Annotated in this window: 21 protein-coding genes; 10 read left to right on the top strand and 11 right to left on the bottom strand. The window is 68.9% G+C overall.

Going from position 1 to position 20,234, the window contains the following annotated elements; translation table 11 throughout:
- On the bottom strand, positions 1 to 172 hold a 172-nt coding region (locus EJK15_RS78105; protein WP_138718588.1), incomplete at its 3' end, for a transposase.
- A gap of 63 nt (positions 173 to 235) precedes the next feature.
- Complete coding sequence (locus tag EJK15_RS71790; protein WP_171075125.1) at positions 236 to 562, bottom strand: hypothetical protein; 327 nt, start codon at positions 560 to 562, stop codon at positions 236 to 238.
- 224 nt (positions 563 to 786) lie between these two features.
- Here EJK15_RS71790 and EJK15_RS55845 point away from each other — a divergent pair, with 224 nt between their 5' ends.
- Positions 787 to 1,554, top strand: coding sequence for a pentapeptide repeat-containing protein (locus tag EJK15_RS55845; protein WP_171075124.1), 768 nt, complete (start codon positions 787 to 789; stop codon positions 1,552 to 1,554).
- Here EJK15_RS55845 and EJK15_RS71785 read toward each other — a convergent pair.
- Entirely contained in the window at positions 1,520 to 1,903 is a 384-nt protein-coding gene (locus tag EJK15_RS71785) for a hypothetical protein (RefSeq protein WP_171075123.1), read from the bottom strand. The genes EJK15_RS55845 and EJK15_RS71785 overlap by 35 nt on opposite strands.
- Positions 1,904 to 2,023: 120 nt before the next feature.
- On the opposite strand from EJK15_RS71785, the gene EJK15_RS55835 reads away from it, so the two are divergent.
- Positions 2,024 to 2,761 (top strand): Tn3 family transposase, encoded by a 738-nt coding sequence (locus EJK15_RS55835; protein ID WP_171075122.1) that lies wholly within the window; start codon positions 2,024 to 2,026, stop codon positions 2,759 to 2,761.
- A gap of 260 nt (positions 2,762 to 3,021) precedes the next feature.
- Here EJK15_RS55835 and EJK15_RS55830 read toward each other — a convergent pair whose 3' ends face one another.
- Both EJK15_RS55830 and EJK15_RS55825 read right to left on the bottom strand, forming a co-directional pair.
- Positions 3,022 to 4,122 carry a winged helix DNA-binding domain-containing protein gene (locus EJK15_RS55830; RefSeq protein ID WP_138718584.1) on the bottom strand — a complete coding sequence of 367 codons (1,101 nt, stop codon included), beginning with the start codon at positions 4,120 to 4,122 and terminating at the stop codon, positions 3,022 to 3,024.
- A 21-nt stretch (positions 4,123 to 4,143) separates the two neighbouring features.
- Positions 4,144 to 4,878 carry an alpha/beta fold hydrolase gene (locus EJK15_RS55825; RefSeq protein WP_138667699.1) on the bottom strand — a complete coding sequence of 245 codons (735 nt, stop codon included), beginning with the start codon at positions 4,876 to 4,878 and terminating at the stop codon, positions 4,144 to 4,146.
- Positions 4,879 to 4,979: 101 nt separating this feature from the next.
- Here EJK15_RS55825 and EJK15_RS55820 point away from each other — a divergent pair, with 101 nt between their 5' ends.
- Positions 4,980 to 5,933, top strand: a complete 954-nt coding sequence (locus EJK15_RS55820) for a helix-turn-helix transcriptional regulator (protein WP_240777826.1) — start codon at positions 4,980 to 4,982, stop codon at positions 5,931 to 5,933.
- A gap of 116 nt (positions 5,934 to 6,049) precedes the next feature.
- A complete protein-coding gene (locus EJK15_RS55815; protein WP_138718582.1) occupies positions 6,050 to 7,084 on the top strand; it encodes a tyrosine-type recombinase/integrase in 1,035 nt (344 codons plus the stop codon).
- 10 nt (positions 7,085 to 7,094) lie between these two features.
- Here the strand turns inward: EJK15_RS55815 and EJK15_RS55810 are convergent, their stop codons facing one another.
- Entirely contained in the window at positions 7,095 to 7,580 is a 486-nt protein-coding gene (locus tag EJK15_RS55810) for a hypothetical protein (protein ID WP_138718581.1), read from the bottom strand.
- A gap of 218 nt (positions 7,581 to 7,798) precedes the next feature.
- Positions 7,799 to 8,764, bottom strand: a complete 966-nt coding sequence (locus EJK15_RS55805; protein ID WP_138718580.1) for a ketopantoate reductase family protein — start codon at positions 8,762 to 8,764, stop codon at positions 7,799 to 7,801.
- A 92-nt stretch (positions 8,765 to 8,856) separates the two neighbouring features.
- On the opposite strand from EJK15_RS55805, the gene EJK15_RS55800 reads away from it, so the two are divergent.
- Complete coding sequence (locus EJK15_RS55800) at positions 8,857 to 9,501, top strand: TetR/AcrR family transcriptional regulator (RefSeq protein WP_138718579.1); 645 nt, start codon at positions 8,857 to 8,859, stop codon at positions 9,499 to 9,501.
- Here the strand turns inward: EJK15_RS55800 and EJK15_RS75530 are convergent.
- Positions 9,424 to 9,882, bottom strand: a complete 459-nt coding sequence (locus EJK15_RS75530) for a recombinase family protein (RefSeq protein ID WP_276615546.1) — start codon at positions 9,880 to 9,882, stop codon at positions 9,424 to 9,426. The two genes, EJK15_RS55800 and EJK15_RS75530, sit on opposite strands and share 78 nt — an antisense overlap.
- Positions 9,883 to 10,261: 379 nt before the next feature.
- On the opposite strand from EJK15_RS75530, the gene EJK15_RS55790 reads away from it, so the two are divergent.
- Positions 10,262 to 10,519, top strand: coding sequence for a hypothetical protein (locus EJK15_RS55790; protein ID WP_138718578.1), 258 nt, complete (start codon positions 10,262 to 10,264; stop codon positions 10,517 to 10,519).
- Positions 10,520 to 10,710: 191 nt separating this feature from the next.
- On the opposite strand, the gene EJK15_RS55785 is transcribed toward EJK15_RS55790, so the two are convergent.
- Positions 10,711 to 11,310 carry a hypothetical protein gene (locus EJK15_RS55785; protein ID WP_138718577.1) on the bottom strand — a complete coding sequence of 200 codons (600 nt, stop codon included), beginning with the start codon at positions 11,308 to 11,310 and terminating at the stop codon, positions 10,711 to 10,713.
- 451 nt (positions 11,311 to 11,761) lie between these two features.
- The gene (locus tag EJK15_RS55780; protein WP_138718576.1) at positions 11,762 to 13,252 is read right to left on the bottom strand and encodes a carboxylesterase/lipase family protein; all 1,491 of its coding nucleotides are present in this window, start codon (positions 13,250 to 13,252) and stop codon (positions 11,762 to 11,764) included.
- 97 nt (positions 13,253 to 13,349) lie between these two features.
- Here EJK15_RS55780 and EJK15_RS55775 point away from each other — a divergent pair, with 97 nt between their 5' ends.
- Positions 13,350 to 13,949 carry a TetR/AcrR family transcriptional regulator gene (locus EJK15_RS55775; protein WP_138718575.1) on the top strand — a complete coding sequence of 200 codons (600 nt, stop codon included), beginning with the start codon at positions 13,350 to 13,352 and terminating at the stop codon, positions 13,947 to 13,949.
- Between the two features lie 250 nt (positions 13,950 to 14,199).
- Here the strand turns inward: EJK15_RS55775 and EJK15_RS55770 are convergent, their stop codons facing one another.
- Positions 14,200 to 17,238 carry a Tn3 family transposase gene (locus EJK15_RS55770; RefSeq protein ID WP_138718574.1) on the bottom strand — a complete coding sequence of 1,013 codons (3,039 nt, stop codon included), beginning with the start codon at positions 17,236 to 17,238 and terminating at the stop codon, positions 14,200 to 14,202.
- A 169-nt stretch (positions 17,239 to 17,407) separates the two neighbouring features.
- On the opposite strand from EJK15_RS55770, the gene EJK15_RS55765 reads away from it, so the two are divergent.
- The 3 genes from EJK15_RS55765 to EJK15_RS55755 all read left to right on the top strand — a co-directional run bounded on the left by EJK15_RS55765 (position 17,408) and on the right by EJK15_RS55755 (position 19,780).
- The gene (locus tag EJK15_RS55765) at positions 17,408 to 18,394 is read left to right on the top strand and encodes a type II toxin-antitoxin system Phd/YefM family antitoxin (RefSeq protein ID WP_171075121.1); all 987 of its coding nucleotides are present in this window, start codon (positions 17,408 to 17,410) and stop codon (positions 18,392 to 18,394) included.
- A 16-nt stretch (positions 18,395 to 18,410) separates the two neighbouring features.
- Positions 18,411 to 18,986: a plasmid pRiA4b ORF-3 family protein gene (locus EJK15_RS55760; RefSeq protein WP_171075120.1), complete on the top strand. Its 576-nt coding sequence runs from the start codon at positions 18,411 to 18,413 to the stop codon at positions 18,984 to 18,986.
- A gap of 212 nt (positions 18,987 to 19,198) precedes the next feature.
- Positions 19,199 to 19,780 (top strand): hypothetical protein, encoded by a 582-nt coding sequence (locus EJK15_RS55755; RefSeq protein ID WP_138718571.1) that lies wholly within the window; start codon positions 19,199 to 19,201, stop codon positions 19,778 to 19,780.
- Positions 19,781 to 20,234 lie beyond the last annotated feature (454 nt).

Raw genomic sequence — 20,234 nt, 5'->3', positions numbered from 1 at the left:
CCGGCGCCACGCCTCCATGCTCCCGCCGCCAAGCCTTCACCCAGTTATGCAGGGTGGTGTCGTGGATGTCCAACTCCCGGGCGACATGCGACACCGGACGATCCCCATCCAGCACCATGCGGACGGCCTCATCCTTGAACGCCTGCGAGTACGGGCCCTTACGTCGTGCCAACTACTGCTTCCTTCCGGTCACCCCAACCCTAGTTGGGGAGCTGTCCGGAAGATCTAGGGCACCTCAATCGCCGGCCCCGCCGCCGACGAACTGAAGTCCGGTGCTCTCCCAGCGGAGGCGGTCGACTGGCTGAAGAGCAACTTCCTCAAGACCGAACTGGAACTCGGTCACTGCCTGCGTCTGCCCAGCGAAGGTCCTTGCGAATGCGACCTCTACCTGACCTGCGCCAAGTTCGTCACCACGCCCGACTACGCCCCACGCTTGCGGGCCCGGTTGGAGGTGGAACAGCAACTGATCCAAGACGCCTGCGAACGGGGCTGGGCTCGCGAGGTCGAACGACACACAGCCGTGGCTCGGCGGCTCGAAGCGCTCCTTTCTGATCTCAAACAAGGCCCTCATCCTGAGGATGCCTCCGCCGCCTGCCGGCAACGATGAGCGCAGCAAGGGGTTTGTCGGCGTCGAATGCGAGACTCCGCACATGAATCTCCTACTTTTAGGCGGCCGACGTGAACAAGTCTGAGCGGTTCACTCTCGAGCCGAGTCACGAAGAGTGGCGAAGCGCGAGGATCGCTCGCGGAGAGCTTCGTGACCAGCGGTTTCAGCTGCCCACTGGCGTGACCGATGTGATCTTCGACCGCGCGCGGCTGGTGAGCGTGGACTTCACCGAGACGCGATTCGTCGGCTTCAACGCCTACGGCAGCGATTTTGACGGATGCGACTTCTCCGGCGCCGCCTTCGAGCAGCCGTTGATGGGCAGCACCAGCACGGGCATCGGCGGACAGGAATGGGACGGCGCCACGTGGCCGCAGACCGTCTTCCGCAACTGCACCTTTCGCCGCACCCGCTTCGCGGAGCGAACCTTCTTCGGCAACGTGCGGTTTGAGCGGTGCGTGTTCGACCGATCTCGGCTGCGGGAGCAGACGGCCACCTTCGAGGCCGAGTTCGTCGACTGCGTCTTTCTCGGCCGCGTACGGAGCATGAACTTCTGGGGCCGCCCAGCCGACCGCGACCAGGCCGTACTCGGCAGAGATCACAATGACTTCACCGGCAACGACTTCACCGCCGCCGAGCTCGATGACGTCTCCTTCCGCCACATCGACCTGCGGGCCCAGCGCTTCCCTGGCCTGCCCGGTTATGCGCTTCTCGACCGGATCATCGAACGGGCAAGGGCGGTGCTGCCGCTGGTCGACAGCTGGCCGGATGAGCGGCACCGCAAGGAGGCCCGCTCCGCGCTGGAGTTCCTAGCCGACACGGCCCGCGAATGGAACGACGACCAGGCCCTGGTGAGCCCGGTGCGGATGGGCCGCAAGCTGCCGCCCGCCCTTCGGGAAGAGCTGTTCGCCGCGTTCAGACGCACGACCAGCGATACATCCCCTGATTGAGCCGCCTCGCCTCGCGGGCCAGGTCCCGCAGGGCGGTAATGCGTTCGACCTCGTACTCCTCGAGCAGTTCGTCATCGGCATATTCGCACAACCGCGCATCGTCCACATCGGCGAGCGCGGCGACGGTCTCCGACGCTATCCGCTCCACGCCCGCCGCCTCGCCGTCGTCCACGACGACCTCGCTGTCGCCGAACTCGCTGAGGTCATGCCCGCTGATCTCAGCGACCAGCGTGTCGAGCTCGTCAATCCAGCCCTCGCAGTCGACATACGGCAGGTTCATGGCTTCCGGCCCGCCGAGCAAAGCCTGCCGGGCCAACTGCTCGGAGTCCGCGGTGAAGTAGTCGACCAAAACACCCATGGCCGATCACCTTATCGATCAAGCCCGCACCAGCACAGAGACCATCCCAGACCTGCTCGAGCCACGCGGAGCGGACAGCTGCTTGACAGTGTCCATATAAATTCCGACATTGTGTTCGGTCTGTTCGCGATTTGCGGCTATCAGTTCGCGCCCCGCATCGCCGACATCTCCGATGCCCAGCAGTGGTGGATCGACCCGGCCGATGTTGGCCTGGCCGACAGGCGCTCCACACCGTCGGCAGCCGGGTACGGCCGGTTGAACGAGCTGAACCTGCGGCGGGTGAACATCGCGGCGATCAAGCAGCATTGGCCGGACATGCTGCAGGTCGCCGGGTCGCTGGTCACCAATCAGGTGCGGGCCTATGACCTGATCCGGATGATGATGGCCGAGGGCCGCATCACCAGCCTGGGGCGCGCGTTCGCGCACTACGGGCGGATCTTCAAGTCGATGCACCTGCTGCATGTGGCCCACCTGGAGGACTACCGGCGGATGATGGGCGCCCAGTTGAATGTCGGCGAAGGCCGCAACGGGCTGGCCCGGGCGGTGTTCTTCGGCAACCTGGGCCAGCTGAAGCGCGGCTACGAGCGCGGTATGGAAGACCAGCTCGGCGCTCTCGGCCTAGGGTTGAACGCGATCGTCTACTGGAACTCGCTCTACATCGACGCCGCGGTGAAGAAACTCGCGGCTGGCGGCATGAAGATCAGTCCGGAGATCAGGGCCCACCTGTCCCCGCTGCAGTGGGAGCACATCAGCTTCGTGGGCTCCTACCCGTTCAACCGGCCCGAACTTCCCGGCCGGTTGCGTGACCTGCGTGACCCCGCCGATGCTGACGACGATCTGGAGCAATGACGAGGAGACAGATCCCCACACTCGTGTTCCGCCGAGCAGATCACGGCGCCCGTTCAGAGGCTGACTGAGGGTGAATCCTTCTTACTGTTCGCTCATGCGAGCAGGGCAAGGACACGTTCTGCTTGCTGTTGCAGGGCGCTGGCGGGGTTGCGGGAGGCGAAGGGTCCGCCGGGGCCGAGCATGAGGAACCAGGTAGGAAGCCGCCGTCCGGACGGCGGCCGGGCACGGCTGCAATGCCCCGGCCGGCTCCGTATCTGCGCCTACCGGGAGGCCCCTGCCCGTTCAGGCGGGTGGCCGCAGAAAGCGGTGACCGCTGAGGCTTCCGCGTCGACCAGGGCCTGGATCTGCGACGACAGGGGTTCGAACGCGTCCACCTGGACAACACGGCCGGCATCGCGGCGGGCCCACGTTCCGATGGCCAGGCCATCCGCGACAACCGTGGGACGGATGATGCCGCCGCCCGGCCAGACCCGGCCTTGGTGAGCGGCGGGAACGGACAACTCTCGGCCGCGGTAGCCGACGAGGTAGTTGTCGTAGGCAGGCAGCATCCGCACATCAAGGGTGCCGGGGCTGTCCCGAAGTTCCTCCATGCGCTCGGTCGGCACGCTCAGCGCGCCGTACTCGGTGATCGAGCCGGTTTGCGCCAGCGTCTTCCAGGCCCTGCGGGCCAGGGTGGCCGGCAGACCCGACCAGGTGGCGAAGTCGTCCACCCCTACGGGCGCATGGGCGCGAACGTAGCGGCGGGCGAGCTCGGCGACGGCCGTGTCCTCCTCCCGCCGGGAGTCCCCGGCGCCGGCCGGCAGCCAGTCGTCGAGCAGGACATACGTGGCCTTTTCGCCGCGCCGAGGACCGTGGCAGAGGACTCCGGTGAGTGCCGCGTGGCGGATCAGGTGGAACGGCGCCTGCCCGTCCGGCTGAACGCCGACAGTGGCCAGGTGCTCTGTCAGTTCGGGCCGGGTGAGCGGTCCGTGCGTGGCGAGGACGCGCCGGATGAGACGGTCGCATCGCTGGCGTAGGTCGTCGTCCAGGCCGAGCTGGTGGTAGCGGCGGCTGGTTGCGGCGAGGATGCGGGGAGCGAGCAGCCGCAGCACCCGGCGGGCATCCGAGCTGGCGATGGTGTGCAGGGTGCCCCGCATGAACCAGCCGCGCACGATGCTCCGCTCGTCCTCGTACGCCGCGCGGATGCCGGCGCCCGTGATGTCCCGCCCGCGCACCCGGATGCCCAGGTCGGCGGCCATGGCATCCTGGGCCTGGATGGCGAAGACCCGGCGGACGACCGCCGCGGCGGAGGCTTCCCGCACTCCGTCGGCCAGGGCCTGCGCGCGGGCCCGCAGCCCGCGGACGCTCTCGCGGTCAAGCATGGGCTTGTACATCAGTCTCGGTCAGGAGACGGCCGTGTGGAGGATGTCGGCGAGCTCGGCAGGTGCCGACAGCATTGGCCAGTGCCCGGTGGACAGGTCGAAGCGCCGCCACGGCGCGTGGTTGAGGAAGGCCAGCATCGGCACCCCGCTGTCCAGCAGGCCCTGGAAGTTGCGGCAGGCGACCAGGACACGGTCCACACCGGGGCCGGGCTCGACCGGACCGGCCAACCGCTGGGTGTAGGTGCCGAAGGGCTGAGGGGTGGCACGTGCGCTCAGCACGTCCCGCCGGTCCTCATCGAGGCCGTCGAGGCTGTTGGACAGGCCCAGGATCTCGAAAGGCGGCATCGGGAGCCGGCAGCCGTCGCCGTGGGCCGCGACCTGCTGGCTCAGCTGGTCCGCTGCCTCCGGCGGCATGAGGTCGAGCATGCACATGCCTGCGGCAAACGGGGCGCTGTCCACATAGACCACGCGCTCTAGCCGGTCGCCGAGTCGCCCGGCTGCCCCGGTGACGGGGGCGGCCGCGTAGCTGTGGGCGACCAGGGTGACGTCGCGCAGATCGTTCTTCTCGACGAAGTCGGTGATGTCCGCGATGTGCGTGTCCAGGTCCGTCTGGGGCCCGCCCTCCTCAGCGCGCTCGGCCAGGCCGGTCAGTGTCAGCGCCAGCGCCGTGTGGCCGTGCTCCTGCAGCGCGTCGGTGGTGTCTTGCCAGGCCCACGCGCCGAGCCAGGCGCCGGGAACGAGTACGAAGGTGGTCATGTGATCTCCCTGAAGTGAGGTGCTGCGGGGAGCGTAGAGTGGATACAGGACAGAATCAGCCCTGAAATGTCGAGTGATCCGTGTCACATCCCTTGACCCGTGTGCTAACCCTGCTGGAACTGCTCCAGTCGAACGCCGGGCTCACCGGGAGTGAGCTGGCCGACCGGCTGGACACCGATGTCCGTACGGTCCGCCGCTACGTTGCCCACCTGCGCGACCTGGGCATCCCCGTGGAGGCCGAGCGCGGTCGCTATGGCGGCTACCGGCTGGCCCGTGGCTACCGGATGCCGCCCCTGGTGCTCACCAATGACGAGGCCCTCGCCGTCGTCCTCGGACTCCTTGCGGCCGAACGGCTCGGGATGGGTACGACGGTGCTGGCCGGCGCGGGCGCCCGCGCCAAGATCGAGAGGGTGCTTCCGCAGGCCCTGCGGGAACCGCTCGCCGCCATGCGGGAGACTCTGTACTTCACCGCCAATGCTGTGAGCACGCAGGCACCCGGGAGCGGTGTCCTGCTGGCCCTGGCCCAGGCCTCGCGTGCCAAGACGACCGTTGGCATCGCCTACCTGTCCTGGCGGCAGGACCAGACCGAGCGCGACATCGACCCCTATGGCGTGGTCTTCCATACCGGCCGCTGGTATCTCGTCGGCCACGACCACCTCCGCGACGACCTGCGGACCTTCCGTATCGACCGCATCGCCTCCATCACCCCCCGCCCACAGACCTTCGCCACCCCTGATGGCTTCGACCCGGTCGCCCACCTCACTGCGACCCTCGCCCAGGGGCCTTACCGCTGGCAGGTCGAGGTGACGATCCACGGCCCTCTCGACGAGATCGCCCGAAGGCTGCCGCACACGGCTGTCACGCTCACCGCCCAACCCGTCGGCGTGCTGATGCAGGCACGGGCGGAACGCCTTGACGGCATGGCACACCTGCTCGCCTCGCTCGAGTGGCCCTTCACCATCCACAGCCCAGACGAACTCCGCCAAGCCCTCAAGGACCTGGCGGGTCAACTCGCTGCCGCCGCCGAACGACAGCCGGGAACCCTGCCGCGGTAAATGCCGGATTTACCGCGGCAACCCCATGTTCGCCGTCATACTGACCTGGAGCACCTCCCTCGACAACTGGGAGTGAGGTGTACGCATTTACTGCGGCAGAGGCGGGGATCCAGATCATGAGCGCCAGCACCGCCGACGTGATCCCCCTCGGCCAAGACCGCCCCCAGATCTACGGCGAGGCAGAGGAGGCCTATCTGCGCTCGGCCGGGATCGGCGAGTCATCCCAGCGGATCTACCGCATCTCGTTGACCACCTGGGCCTGGCTCGCCTGCGGACAGCAACCGCCCCTCGGCAAGTACCGCCGCGGCGCCCAGGTGCCGACGGTCTGGTTCGCGGCTCTCGCCGATCCGGCGACCGCTGATCTCCTCGCCGCGGCTTTCGTCGAGCGAGCCCGCCTGGTGGACGCCGACACCGTCAACCGCGAGCTGTCGATCATGAAGGCCGCCATCGGCTGGTGGCGCGCTCGCGGCTGGCTCGCAGCCAACCCCATCGCCGGCATCGAACGACGGCCCGCTCCGCCCGACCGGACCAAGGCCCTGTCCCGCGACCAGCTCGCCGCCCTGTCCGACCTCAAGGCCGGCATCCGAGAGAAGACCCTCTGGAAGATGCTGTACGAGATATGCGCCCGGGCACAGGAGATCCTCACCCTCGACATCGCCGACCTCCTACCGGCCGACAAGCGCGCCCGGATCATCTCCAAAGGCGGCGCGACCGACTGGGTGCACTGGCAATCAGGCACCGCCCAGCTGCTGCCCCGCCTGCTCAAGGGCCGCACTCGAGGCCCAGTCTTCCTCACCGACCGCAAAGCGCCCGCCCGCACCCCGACCACCGACGTATGCAAGATCACCGGACGTGGACGGCTGTCCTACCGGCGCGCCGCCGAGCTGTTCGAGACGCTCACCCGGCCCCTGGCCCACCCCGGAATCATCGACGCAGCCGAACTCGAACTGCGCGGCGGCTGGACGCTGCACCAGCTCCGACACTCCGCGCTCACCCACGAAGCAGAGGACGGCACCAACACGCCCACCCTGCTCGCCCGATCCCGGCACGCCTCCGTCCGGTCCCTGGCACGCTACGCCCGCCCCGGCGTCGACGCCGTCGCCGACCACGTGGCCAGCCGTGACCCCGCCGCCCGCCGCCGATCCATCTGAGCGGCCAAGATCAACGCAGCTCCTCGGTGATCACCCACCCTCGGTTACGGCTCATCCGGGTGAGCTGCCGGCGCAGGTCAGCGATGCGATCCCGGGCGTCGGGCCCAGCAATCCCGATCGTGATGCGCTCGTCAGTGGCGTGGTAGCTGGTTCGCCGGTCACCCGCGGCCACGCGGCACGCCGCGTTGATGCTGGCGCGCAACCGGATGACCGTGCGGGGATCGTCTTTGCCGCCGAAACCCTCGATCGTCAGACAGGAGAACAGCGGCACGCGCTGGAGGCTGTCGCGGCGCTCCGTGGTGCTCTGCTCATCTTGATCAGCGCGCAGAGCGCTGAGGATCTTGTCGCGCTCGGTTGAGCTGATCGGCCTGCGGCCCAGCCAATCGGGCCAGCCATCCGGGCGGGTCGGCACCACGCGGACCGGCTCATACGGCGCCACCGGCGCGCTCGCCTTAGCGGGCTGGTCGGTGGAATCGGCGGCCGTGCTGTCACTCACCTGGCTCCTCGTGATGTATCCCGCCATGAGCGGCGATCTCTCCCCGAGAGTACCGGTGGAATCCACTCCACGATCTACGAACTGGACCGATTCGCGACACCATCAGTACAGCTGGCCGCCGGACATGCCAGCGGAGCTCTACATGGCCTTGAGCTGCGGCGGAAGGCTTAGCGTTCAATTTCAGCCGGATGGTCCCAAGACCCCGGTGATCGGTAAATTCAGACTCGACCTGTCCCCTCGCGGGCGAAGTTCGGTTCCGCCGCTTCCAGTCTCGGTACCGAGATGCCCAACCGTCGTGCTTCGCCCAGGGTGTCCCGGCAGACCTCGCGCGGCTCCTCGGCGTCGGGGTCGGAGTGCGCCGTGAGGCTCACGCGCGCGAGCGCGACATGAGCAGTCAGCCAGGCGAGCGCGGGGGCCGTCAGCCAGGTGGGCGCCCGGAACAGCAGCACACCGCCCCGATGACGTCGCAGGTCGAGGCCGCGCGCCTGGAGGAGCGGCAGCAGCTCGCGGCCGGCCAGCAGCGCCTCGCGCAGGTCGCCCGTTGCCCCGGCCAGCTTGGACAGGGAACCCAGCCGCAGGCCCTGCGAGAACAGGCCGGCATCCGACACGAAATGGACCCACAGCCAGCCGCGGAAGTCAGGCTGCTCCTTGAGCCGGAGCCCGGCCTCGCGAAACGCCTGGCGCACGGCCCGTTCCCGGTCGGTCGGGGGCTGGCCGAGGGTGCCGAAGATGACCGACGGCAGCAGTGCCCCGTGGAGCACGCCGTCCGCGCCGAAACCGCCACCGGCCTGGGGAAAGCCCCAGGCGATCTGGTCGACAGGGAGTGCGCCGATCGCGGCCAGCGGCTCGGTCCAGATGTTGCCGAAGATCAGCACCGTGGCCTGGCCGACATGCGGGGCCAGGAAGGCCGTCGCGCCCGCGAGGCGGTGGTGCGGCACGCTGAGCACGATCAGGTCGAAGTCGTGGTCCGGCTCCAGCGCCTCGCGGTAGCGCACCGGCCACTTCTCGGCGATGCGCTGCCCCCACACCCGGCGCCGCGTATCGAGCAGGTCGAGGTCAACCGCGTCCCCGTACGTCGCCGCGCGACCCGGTCGGACGTAGAACTCGACGTCATGTCCCGCCTGTTGCAGGGCCCAGCCATAGATGGTGGCGATCACGCCTCGGCCGAACATGAGGATCTTCACGCTGCACCTCGTGGGGTACGATCGATTTGGAGGCAATCTCCACTTCTTTTAAGATATGGAGGTCATCTCCATTTGTCAACGCGAGGTAGCGCATGACCGCCGACAAGCCGCTGCGGGCCGACGCCCAACGCAACCGCGATGTCCTGATCGCCAAGGCACGAGAGGTCTTCGACGCCGGCGACTTCTTCGACCTGCGCTTCGATGACTTCGCCCGCCTGGCCGGGGTGGGCACCGGCACGCTGTACCGCCACTTCCCCACCCGGGAGGCGCTGGCCGAGGCGGTCTACCACGGGGAAGTCGCCGCGCTGTGCGACCGCGCCCGCCAGCTACAGGCCACGCTGCCCGCGGCGGAGGCTTTGGCGACCTTCCTACGCGGCATGGTCGACCACATAGACGCCCACGAGGGCCTGGCCCGGACGTTGGCCACGCTCATGGCCGATCGCTCGGGTGCCCTCGCCGAGGGCAGTCGGGCGCTGGAGCAGGCTGTCACCGACCTGGTGGCCGCCGCCGTGCGGGACGGCGCCGTTCGCGACGACGTGGATGCCGGTGCCGTGATGATGGCGCTGCACGGCATCGGCGCGGCCCATGACCGCCCCGGTTGGCGGGCCGAGGCCGACGGTGTCATCACCCTCGTGCTGGACGGGCTGCGCAGCTCGCACTCAGCCCAGGCGGCCATCCGTACGCCTTCCGGAAGGAGAGGTGCACGAGGTGCAAACAGCGGCACGGTAACGAGTTGAGGAACCCAGGAACAGCCGTTGGCGATGAGAATGATTTTGAGCGAAGAGTGACGCCCAACGCCGGTGTGTGATCGCTTGGGGGCGATGATCCTGCGTTCTACGTGGGGTTTCTGGCCCGTGGATGATGCGGTGGATGGTGGAGCGTCCGACGCTGTATTCGGTGGCCAGGTCGGCCAGGGACACCTCGCTCTCGCACTCGGCGACCATGGCGAGGGTTTGCAGGAACAGCCGCCCGAATGGGTCGTTCCAGTCGTAGACGGGCGCGCCCAAGCCGAACAGGACGCCGTGTCCTGACAGGCCGGTGAGGATCTCGTTGGCCTCGGCCATGTTGCGGGCGAACCGGTCGAACTTGTTCACGGTGAAGCCGCTGCCGTCCCACACGGCGGCGAGGGCCTGGCCAGTGAACTAGTTATAACGACCCCGAGGCGCTCTCCGCACGCTCGGTTCTTCTTGGGTCCGGGCTGCGTTCGGTCAACTTGACCTACGTGAAAGAAGAGATCATCGTCCTCTGACCTGCTGGAAGGGTCCTCCAACCCTAGATAACGGACGCCGTCGACGAGTGCATCACCAAAGTCTCCGGCATCGACACGGTCGGCCCCCAGGTGGTCAAGCAGGAGAACACCGGCCTGCTCGCCCAGATGATCGCCGACCTCGAAGCCCGGCTCACCGAGCCGGCAGCGGGCTGAGCGGGACCGTCATCGCGTCAAGGCAGCCGTCCCGGACACGCCGCACGCTCAACAACCAGCCCAGGAGCCCCGTCATGACCCCGCTCGAACGCACCCTCGCCAAGGCCCTCACCGAGGTCGTCATCAGGCTGGACCTCAGCGACGACGACGCCATCACGCCCGAGGCCACGATGCAGGTGATCGAGCCGGTGGCCGTCCTCCTGCAGGACCTGTCCGAGCAGGACCGGCAAGCCCTCGCCGACCTGATCAACCAGTTCGCGCACCAGGAAACCGACCCCGAGCGGCATCTGACGGCCTGGGAAACGCCCGAAACCCTGGGACTCCTGGCCTGAGAGAGCATCACGGCACACCAAGACCCCGCCCGGCACGCCCGGCAGGGTCTTTTCGCGCGGCTGATGAACCTCTCGACGATCCACCGGTGCGGTAGCCGCGGCCAGCCCATCTGTGTGGAGTCTCGCCATTTGCGCGCGTCACTGCCAGACGCGCTAAGGGGCAAGGGCTCGCGCCGCACCAGCAGGCTCGATCAACCGGGGTTGTTGGCCCGCCAGTCCTGGATCTGATTTTCCAGATTTTGGAAGAAGCTACTCACCTGATTCCCGCTCACCGGGTCCCTGCCCTCGGACATGTTCTTGATCATCTTCCGGTAGAAGTCGCTCACATCGGTCCACCTGCTTTCGAAGAAGTCGCTGGCCTTGTCCCACGCCGCGAGCATCCCGTCTACCAGGTCGTCGTCGTCGGGGTGGGCCTCCCCGATCTCCACCATCTCGTCCACAAGCGCATCGGCAAAGGCGTTGTACTTGTCGCAGGTCTCCTTCCGCTGTCTGAGGAGTAGATCTACGAGGTCACTCCTGGTCCTATCGCCGTCGAGGCGCTGCTGCACGGCAGGGATCACGACGCCCATGTTCTCGGTGGCCAGCTCCTGGTTGCCGGTCCCGAAGACGTCGAAGGCTTCCCGGACCTCGGCGGGAAGATCGGTCAGCTTAGCTGTCGAGATGCGACTGGGGAGGACGTGCCTCGCCAGCGGCGTGCGCCCCGCAGCCACCTCGGTCATGCGGAGCTTGCCGTGTTCGTGGATAGAGCGGATCAGATTCTCGAACTCCGCACCAGTGGGGGCCGAGGACATGCTGTCTCCTTTGGCTGGGGGGGTGTCGAGCCGCCGCCAGGCGGCTCCGGGTTTCGCTCTCACAGGAGGTTCCGCCTTCACCCAAGCAACCCAGAAACGATCTGTCCATCCAGCGGTCAAGCGCATCAGCCAGACTGGCCTCTCGACGATCCACCGGCGCGACAGCCGCCGCAGCCGACCTACTTGCCTTACATGGCTTAACGACCTTCAAGCTGCTGACCAGCTACTTCGCTCAAGAACGCTAGATAGCAATGGGACACACGTTCGAGGCAACATGGTGTGAAGATCAGCCAACGTGCCACACGTGAAAGAAAAGATCATCTCGCTCTGACCTGCGAGAAGAGGCCGAGAACCCAAGATAACCACAGTTGCCTGGCTGTACGCCAATTCGCGCTGTCCCCGATGGGCAGGTGAGTGGCGGCGTCGCAGTCGTAGGAGCCGACCCGGACAATTACGAGAGATCGAAGGGGGCGGGGGAGTGGCCTTCCCAGATCTGGCGGGATGCCTGCTCGGGGTAGGGCAGAGTCTTCGACTCGGTGTCCAGGACGCGGGTGAGGTGCCCGCCGGGCCGGTGGGCGGACCAGCCCGCGTCGCCGGTGGTGACGAAGCGGACCCATGCCTCCTGGAGTTCGCGGGAGAGCGCGACGGCCTCGGGAGTGGGCTCCTCGCCGATGAGCTGGGTGCCGACGGGGCTGTCCAGCGTGCCGAACGCCAGGGGCACGTCGAGGCTGTGGCAGGCGCCCAGGATGCCGCCGAGGGCCGGGGCAACCCAGCACAGTTCGAACAGGTACGAGGTGCCGCCGGCTGCGGCGTTCGCCTCGGCCAGCTTCTGTGACGGCATGCGGAAGAGGGCGTCGGAGTACACCGTCTCCACCAGCTCCTCCGGGCCTGCCTGCGGGAACGCGGCACGGTAGGCCCGCGCGCCGTCCGGCTGCGGGGCGTGCAGTTCCAGGGCTGCGTGGGCGTCCTCCTCGGTGAAGGTGCCGTACCGTCCGCTCATGACGCTGAAGTACCGGAATTCGTCCCGGGTGTGGCCGACGAGCAGTTCGGTCCCGCTCGCGCGCGCGCCGGTCAGCGCGGGCCAGGGCGTTTCCGGGAGGACCTCGCCGTCGACGACGGGGCACAGCGCGGTGCCGGTCTCCGTGAGGCGTCCCCAGCTCTCCCGGCGCGCGTGGAGGCCGGCGTTGAAGGAGGTGAGCTCGGCGGCCAGGTGCCATGGGTCGATGTCGCGCAGGGCCTCGGCGGTGGGGGCCACCGCGCCGAGCCGGTCCGCGAACGCGGCGGTGACCTGCCGTGCCAGCGCGGGGGTGCTGTGCAGCCCCGGCACCGAATGGGCGATGGCCCGCCGGAACAGGCCGCGCGCCGGCTTCATCGTCAGCAGGGCGGCGACCGACCCTGCCCCGGCAGACACCCCGGCCACGGTGACCTGGCCGGGGTCGCCTCCGAAGGCGGCGATGTTGCGCTGCACCCACTCCAGCGCCGCGATCTGGTCGAGGAATCCGCGGTTGGGCGGCACGTCGTCGAGGAACGCGAATCCCTCCACGCCCACGCGGCAGTTGATGGTCACCACGACGAGTCCCGCCTCGGCCAGCGCTGCCGGGTCGAACATCGGGTCGCTCGACGCCGCCGAGAGGTAGCCGCCCACGGGGATCCACACCAGCACCGGCAGTCCCGCCGCGCCGGGATCCGGAGTGCCGACGTTGAGCGTCAGCCAGTCGGTGCCCTGCGGGGGCACGTCGATCGGCAGGGACAGCGGCACCACGGGGCCGAACTCGACCGCCTGCCTCGTCCCCTCCCAGCGGTGCGGCGGCGCGGGCGCGGCGAAGCGGAGCGCTCCGACCGGGGGCTGGGCGTAGGGGATGCCGCGGAACACCGCGTGCCCCTGCCGCCGGCGCCCCTGCACCACGCCTTCCGTGGTCCGTACCTTTGGCTGTTCGGACATGACGATTCCTTCCCTCGAGTGGACCCCAGGATTATGGGTCAGGTGTATTATGTCAATCGTATTGGAACAGTCCCGGGGTACGAGGGAGGGGCCGGCGATGCCGAAACAGGTGGATCACCGCCGACGCCGCGAAGCGATCGCCCGCGCACTGTGGCGGGTGGTGGAGCAGCGCGGCGTCACACAGCTGACGATGCGCGTGGTGGCGCAGGAGGCGGGCATGTCACTCGGGCAGCTGCAGCACTACTTCGCCTCCCGGACCGCCATGCTCTCCTTCGCCATGGACTTCGCGTCCGAGCAGACCTCGGTGCGCGTACACCAGGGGCTCGAAAAGCTCGGTGACCGTCCGCACCCCCGTGACGTGCTGCGACTGACGCTCGCGGAAATGCTCCCCCTGCATGCCGACGCCCGCGCGACCAGCCGGATGAGCGCCGCCTACGTCCTGGAGGCGCTGCACGACGAGGCCGTGCACGAGCAGGCGCGCCGCGGCCTCGTCCAAGGGCGGGCCCTCGTCGAGCAGTTGGTCCGCCAGGCGATCGCCGACGGGCACATCGACTCCGGCCGCGACCCGGCGACCGAGACCAACCTGCTCCTCGCCCTCACCGGCTTCACCTCCCTGATCGAACTCGACGTGATCGAGCCCCAGGACGCGCTCGCCGCGATCGACGTGCATCTGGACCGGCTGTTCAGGAGTACGTGACCTGCCCCCGGACACGGGGGCAGGTGGGGACAAGATCAGCTCTAGTCCGGCCGCTCCCCGGCCTGGTGCCATCTGACCGGCCACCTCTACCTCGGCACCGCGCCCGGCAACGACCGTCCCATCTACGCCCTGAGCGTCCGCGCGGACGCCCGCCGTACCGAGCCCCATGCACCGTGGCGGTCAACCACCGACTGACCCTCACCCAGCTCCATGTTCGCGCGGCCTCCTGATCAGTTCCCTGAACCGACGCTCAGCTGCTCGCGTGGGCGCCGTCGTGGAAGGGACGCAAACCCCCGGCCACATCAGCTCGGGAGAAGGCGTAGCGGCCCAGGAAGTTGATGTGGTCGTACTGGATCGGCGACAGCCGCGCGCACATCTCATCGGTGACCGGGAACCCCTGCTCGCGCAGGTGCTTGACAGCAGCATCCAGATACAGGCTGTTCCACCAGATGACCGCGTTCAACGCCAGACCCAGACTGCCCAGCTGATCTTCCAAACCTTCGCGGTAGCGCTGGCGCAGCTGGCCCCGGTTGCCGAAGGCGATCTTCCGTGCCAGCCGGTGGCGGGCCTCCTGCACGTTCAGCTGGGTGCCGATCATCCGTCGGTAGCCTTCGTCGGCGATGAACTGCAGCAGGTGCAGCGTCTTGGAAATGCGGCCGTAGTGCGCGAACGCCTCGCCCAGGCCGGTGGTGCGGCCGTCGGCCGACAGCATCCGGATCAGGTCGTAGGCGCGCACCGTGCCCATCGTCAGCGAGCCGGCCACCCGCAGCATGTCGCCCCAGTGCGCGCGGATCTTGTCCAGCCGGATGGTGTGGCGGGACATGTGCTCCAGCGGCCCGTAGACGGCGCGGGTGTTGGTCCGCCACAGCCGGGTGTCGGCCAGGTCGGCAATACGCGGGGAGAACGGGTAACCGCAGATCGCGAACAGGCCCGAGACGATGTCGGAATAGCTGGCGGTGTCGGTGACCACCGTATCCGGCTTGGGCCCACCGTCGAGGTTGTGGATGGCGTCCAAGATGAACAGCGAGTCGCGCAGCGTGCCCGGCACCACCAGCCCGCCGATGCCCATCACCTGGTCGTTGACCACGTTCAGCCAGGTCGCGCCGCGCTGCCTCGCGAAGTAGATCGGGTTGTGGCCGGTGTGCAGGTTCTGCACCGGCACCACGAAGCGCAGCCCGTCGGCCGAGGCGATGTGCCCGCCACCCCAGCACCGGACGATGTCGAGTTCGGCCTGGGCGGCGATCAGGCGGGCGTTGGCCGCCGCGATCGTCTCACCGCGCAGGTAACCCTGATCCACCTGCAGCAGCCGGGCCCTGGTCAGCGCGGGCACGTTCGGCTTCTCGATCGGCACCAGGCCCACGTTGCACGCCTCGGCCACGATCAGCGCGGCCAGACTGACCCCGAAGTCCTCCATCGACGGATCGGCACCGGAGATGTGAGTGAAGTCGGCCGGCAGACCGGTGCGGTCAAAGACCTCCAGCAGCAGCTCAGGAAAGTCCAGCCGGGGCAGCATGTCATCCAGCAGGGAACGCAGATCCTTCATCAGCGACGGCTCCTCTGCCGCGCCGAGCTTCTCCAACTGCAGCCGGCCGCCGACGAACTGCACCGCGGTGTTGGCCCCGAGCCCGTCCAGCACCCGGGCATAAGCGCCCTCCAGCGCGCCGGCGAGCTCGGCCAGATGCCCGGCCGGTTCGACCTCCAACTCCAGCGAGGTGAGGATACGCGGCCGCGCCTGCTGCCACGCATCCCCGTCCAGCAGCCGGGCCCGCGGATCGCTCCACCGCTCCGACCCCTCGGCGAACACATCGCGCCGGCGCAACGCGCCGTGCAGGTGCATGACCGCGCACAGCACGAACGCGGCCTTGTCGATCTGCCCCTCCGGAACATCGGGGTTGCGGTAGACCAGCGGCCGCCACGACCCGGTTATCAGCGCCTCGTGCTCGGCGACGTCGCCAGGGCCGTAGCGGCGACGCCCCTTGGCCATCGCCGCGGCCATGCGCACCATCGCCAGCACCGGTGCGCCGGCCTCCACCGCGCGGAAGAGAATCACCTCCAGCAGCAGCTCGATGAAGCCCTGCACTGTGCGGTAGCGCTTGACCAGCTCGACCCGCCACTGCGCGGCCGCGTCATCATCAGTGACGGGCACGAACGCCGCAACCGTCTCCACCGCCGAGGCCAGCTTCTCCCGCGGCACCACCTCCTCGATCGCCTTCCACACCTCCACCAGCGACACCAGCCGATCCTCGGTCGCCTCCGGCGCCGACATCAGCACCTCCACCGCCGAGGCCATCGTGCGCGCCGCCTTACGCAGCTTCGGGAACGTGCGCAGCTGCTCGGCCTTGCCCGCCCGCTCAGCCCGGGCCAGCAAATTCGAAGTGATCAGCAAATCCAGCACGTCCAGGGCGTCATCGACCGACGAGGTCTCCAGGTGCCGCACGGTGGCCAGCAGCGTGGCCGCCTGCCGATCGCCTTCCAGATCCCGCAGCGTCGGCGCCTTGGAGACCAGCCCGTACCGGGCCAGCGCCGACAGCTTCACCACCGGCACCGGCTCCACCCGCACCGCCCCGGCGCCCAACCCGACGATCTCGGCCACCCGATGCAACTCCGCCACCATCACCCGGCCCGAGGCCCGCGTCGGCGCGGTACGCAACCGCTCCAGCTCCGACACCCGCCGATCAGCAGGAACCCGCAGCAGATCGGCCAGCCGCGCCCGCAATTCCGGGCCCGCGCGCTCGGCCAGCGTGCGATACAACCGCGCGTGCTCGGCCCGGCGAACCTCGCTGATCAGCCGGGTCAGGGTCGTGATCCCCGTGGGCAGCAGAATGCCCTCGCGCAGCATGTGCACCACGGCGCGGTCGAATAGCGCTCGCGGTCCCTCGATCGTCGACCACACCCGGGCGGCCAGGTAGTCGCGGACTTCCTGCTCACGTTTGGAGAACTCCGAAAGCTCCAGCAGGTCCCGGATGTCCCAGGCGTGTTCGTAGGCGGTCTTCGGCCGGGTCAGGTACTCGATCGCGCACGCCGGGTCGATGCCGAGCTGCTCGGCGACGAACGCCAGCACCACCCCCGGCACATCCAGGGGATCTTCGGCCAGGAAGGTGCCGAGCATTCGCACGGTGCCCCACTGCACCGCCCAACCCAATTTGGTCGCCGGGCGGCGCTTACCCACCAGCGCCTCCAGCGCCCTGGCATCCAGCCGGAAGAACTGCTCGAGTTCGGCTACCGACACCTCGGGCCGGAACCGGTGATAGCGGGCTACTTGCTCATCTGAGAGGAAATCCACGGGCATGAGCAGGCACGCTAGAGCGCTCAACCAGGGCAAACAGCCCTCGTCACCGAATCGTCTTCAAGATCGTCTCTCTAGCGCCAAAATCCGGTCCGATCCTCCCCGAAGGCCACCAAGGGACTGCGCCGGTTCGGGCCCGGTCGGCTCCAGCTTGCGTACACAATGGCCGCTTGTGAAGTTGATCGGGATTCGTGAGGCCCGCGCCCGCCTGGCCGAACTGATCGAACAGGCCGGCGGCGGCGAGCCGACCGTGCTGACCCGGCGCGGCCCGGGCCGCAAGCAGGCCGTGCTGCTGCCCATCGAGGCGGCCGCGGTGTGGCAGCGCCACCTCGCCGAGCAGGAAGCCGCCCAGCAGCGCCGCGCGCAGGAGAAGGAGCTCGGCGAGCGACTGCCGGTCGGCAGCAGGGCGCCGGTCTGCCCCACCTGCAAGTCCTCCTACCTGCGGGTCGCCTACACCGGGCCGGTCGTGCACGCCCTGGTCAACACCGCCGATCCGGCCGCCGGCGTGCAGGACGTGGTCGTCGACCCCGACGTCGCCCAGCTGGAGAAGGTGGCGTGGGTACGGTGCGCCTCCTGCTGGGAACCCCTGGCCGACGGGCCGCGCCGGCCCGGCTCCCCCGCCCGCCGCGCGGCCGTCGAGATCGCCGAGAACGCCTCCTGGGCCGACGTGCCCTGGGAGGCCACCAACCCCTTGGTGGTCAAGGAGGAGGAGATGGGCCGCGCCTCGCGGATCGTGCTGCAGCACGATCTGGCCCGCGGCGCCATCCAGCGGGTGAGCAGGTGGGAGTACCTGACCGGGATCACCGACGCCGAACGCGAGAAGATGCGCGCCGAGCGGCTGGCCCGCGGCGAGCCCTACGACTACGACCTGATCGACGACGCCCAGCCGTTCCCCGGCGGCGCCGCCCGCGACCAGGACCCGGACGCCACGCCGCACCACGTCGACGAAGGCGAGGCGCCCGACATCGACGCCGATGGCCCCGAGGCCCTGCCCGCGACGGAGATCACAGCGGCCCTCGAGGAAACCGAGCCAGACCTCGACACCGAGCACGACACCGAGCACGACGTCGACGCCGATCGGCCCCGCCTCACCCTGGTCGTCAGCGACAGGCCCGAACCCGGGGACGCGGGAGCCCGCCGCCCCGGCGGCGCCAGCTGAGTCCGCGGCGGCCGCCGTGGCCGGCACCGTTCACCAGCTCAAGGTGGTCTTGCGGGACGTCCAGCCGCCGGTCTGGCGGCGCATCCAGGTGCCGTCGGCCGCCAGCCTGCGGGACCTGCACAACGTGATCCAGATCGCGATGGGCTGGCAGAACTTCCACCTGCACCTGTTCGCCAAGGACTGGGTCGAATACGGCGACAACCACAGCAGCGAGTACGACGCGACCCTGGCCGGCCTCCTGCCCGAGCCGGGCGAGTGGCTGGCCTACCGCTACGACTTCAGCGACTGCTGGGACCACGACCTGGTGGTGGAGAAGATCCACCGGGCGGCGCCGAAGGCGCTCTACCCGCGCTGCAGCGCCGGCGGCCGCGCCTGCCCGCCCGAAGACAGCGGCGGCCCCGAGGGGTTCGCCGACCTGCTGCGCGCGCTGCGGCACAAGAAGGGCTGGAAGTACCGCCAGGCGCGCGACGTGCTGGGCACCAGCCGCTGGGACGGCGCGGCCTGGGACCGCCAGGAGGTCAACGACCAGCTCGCCGAGCTCGGCAAGCAGTGGCCGTGGTGGCCGCCCGGCAAGGGCGCGGCAACCCCGTAACAGCGCTTGCCGGCGAAGCCTGACCGCCGCGCCTCGTGCACGTGCACCGTGTGCACGACGCCTCTTACGCGTGCAGGCGCGCGAGACCGTGCACATGCACGACGGGGAGCGAGCACGGGTCCCCTGCCGCCAGGAACCATCCGTCAAAACCTTCGCCGGATCTGGCCCAAGCGGCGCGCCGGGCCGGCGGATGGGACGGTAGGCCAGGGCACATGGACACCGCCTTGCCCGGCCTGGCCGACGACGGCCACGCCGACCTGGTGCGCGACAGCCTGGTCACGCTGCTGACGGTCATGCGGCCGGACTGGGGCAGCCGCCAGGCCGTCGCCGGCCGCGTGCGCTTCGCCGAGCTCCGCATGAAGCTGACGTTGCCGCAGCTCTGCCTGCGCGCCGTCACCGCCGCGGTCACCCCGAACGCGCCGCCGGACGCCTTTCTCGACGCCACCCCCGCCGATGCGCTGCAGCACCTGGCCGACCCCGAGCACACCTCGAAGGCGATCGCCCAGCTGCGCCGCCAGCTGCAGGAGACCAACCCGGCGTGCCCGGCCCCGGCACCGGTGCCATCGCAGGCCGCCGGTGAGCCCGCTCCGCTCGACGACGCCGAGCGGGTCGCCGCCGACCGCGCGATGCTCGCCCAGGCCATGGCCGTGGCCCGCCGTCGGCAGGACCGCCAGGAGTGGAGAGAGCGGCAGCGCGCCGGGCGAGCACGCCGCCGACGTGCCGCACGCCCTGGACGGCTTCGCCATCGGCCACCCGGTTGGACAGGAGTGGGACGACAGTGGCACGCCCGATGACGAGTGGTGACACCGAGGTGACATCACCGGCGCCACCCCCCGCGCTGAACCCCGAGGACGCCGTGAACGAGGGCCGAGCTGGGGATCTGCCGCATCGGCAAGATCGCCAAAGACGTTAAGGGGTCGCTTGGTGTACCTACCCGGGACGTGAGACCAGAGCAGACCACGCAGACCCACGCCAGCCGATCGTTATCTGGGGTTCTTGGCCTCTTCTCGCAGGTCAAAGCGAGATGATCTCTTCAGGCACGTAAGGCACGTGGAGATCTGCCGAGGGCATCAGGTTCAGTGGCTGGTGAAGCGGATAGTGGCACCGGCTTCCCGCGCCGCCTAGGGCGCGTATTGGGTTGTGATCAAGGGGTGGCTCGTGTGAGGTCTTTGATCCAAATCATCGCGCCACGAAGGTGGAGGCCGGCGATGTAGCTCTCAGGGGTCTTGTCGTAGCGGGTGGCGATGC

It is taken from the genome of Nonomuraea basaltis, from assembly GCF_005893125.1.
In the GTDB taxonomy this organism is placed as follows: Bacteria; Actinomycetota; Actinomycetes; order Streptosporangiales; family Streptosporangiaceae; genus Nonomuraea; species Nonomuraea basaltis.
The sequence above is the reverse complement of the archived record's forward strand: the minus strand, read 5'-3'. Positions and strand labels throughout refer to the sequence as shown.

Coding starts and splice junctions, on each gene's coding strand:
- EJK15_RS55755 (WP_138718571.1), top strand. CDS start 19,199: ATGGACACCGCCTTGCCCGGCCTGGCCGACGACGGCCACGCCGACCTG.
- EJK15_RS55830 (WP_138718584.1), bottom strand. CDS start 4,122: ATGCTTGACCGCGAGAGCGTCCGCGGGCTGCGGGCCCGCGCGCAGGCC.
- EJK15_RS55775 (WP_138718575.1), top strand. CDS start 13,350: ATGCCGAAACAGGTGGATCACCGCCGACGCCGCGAAGCGATCGCCCGC.
- EJK15_RS55825 (WP_138667699.1), bottom strand. CDS start 4,878: ATGACCACCTTCGTACTCGTTCCCGGCGCCTGGCTCGGCGCGTGGGCC.
- EJK15_RS55790 (WP_138718578.1), top strand. CDS start 10,262: ATGACCCCGCTCGAACGCACCCTCGCCAAGGCCCTCACCGAGGTCGTC.
- EJK15_RS55815 (WP_138718582.1), top strand. CDS start 6,050: ATGAGCGCCAGCACCGCCGACGTGATCCCCCTCGGCCAAGACCGCCCC.
- EJK15_RS55785 (WP_138718577.1), bottom strand. CDS start 11,310: ATGTCCTCGGCCCCCACTGGTGCGGAGTTCGAGAATCTGATCCGCTCT.
- EJK15_RS55800 (WP_138718579.1), top strand. CDS start 8,857: ATGACCGCCGACAAGCCGCTGCGGGCCGACGCCCAACGCAACCGCGAT.
- EJK15_RS55770 (WP_138718574.1), bottom strand. CDS start 17,238: ATGCCCGTGGATTTCCTCTCAGATGAGCAAGTAGCCCGCTATCACCGG.
- EJK15_RS55780 (WP_138718576.1), bottom strand. CDS start 13,252: ATGTCCGAACAGCCAAAGGTACGGACCACGGAAGGCGTGGTGCAGGGG.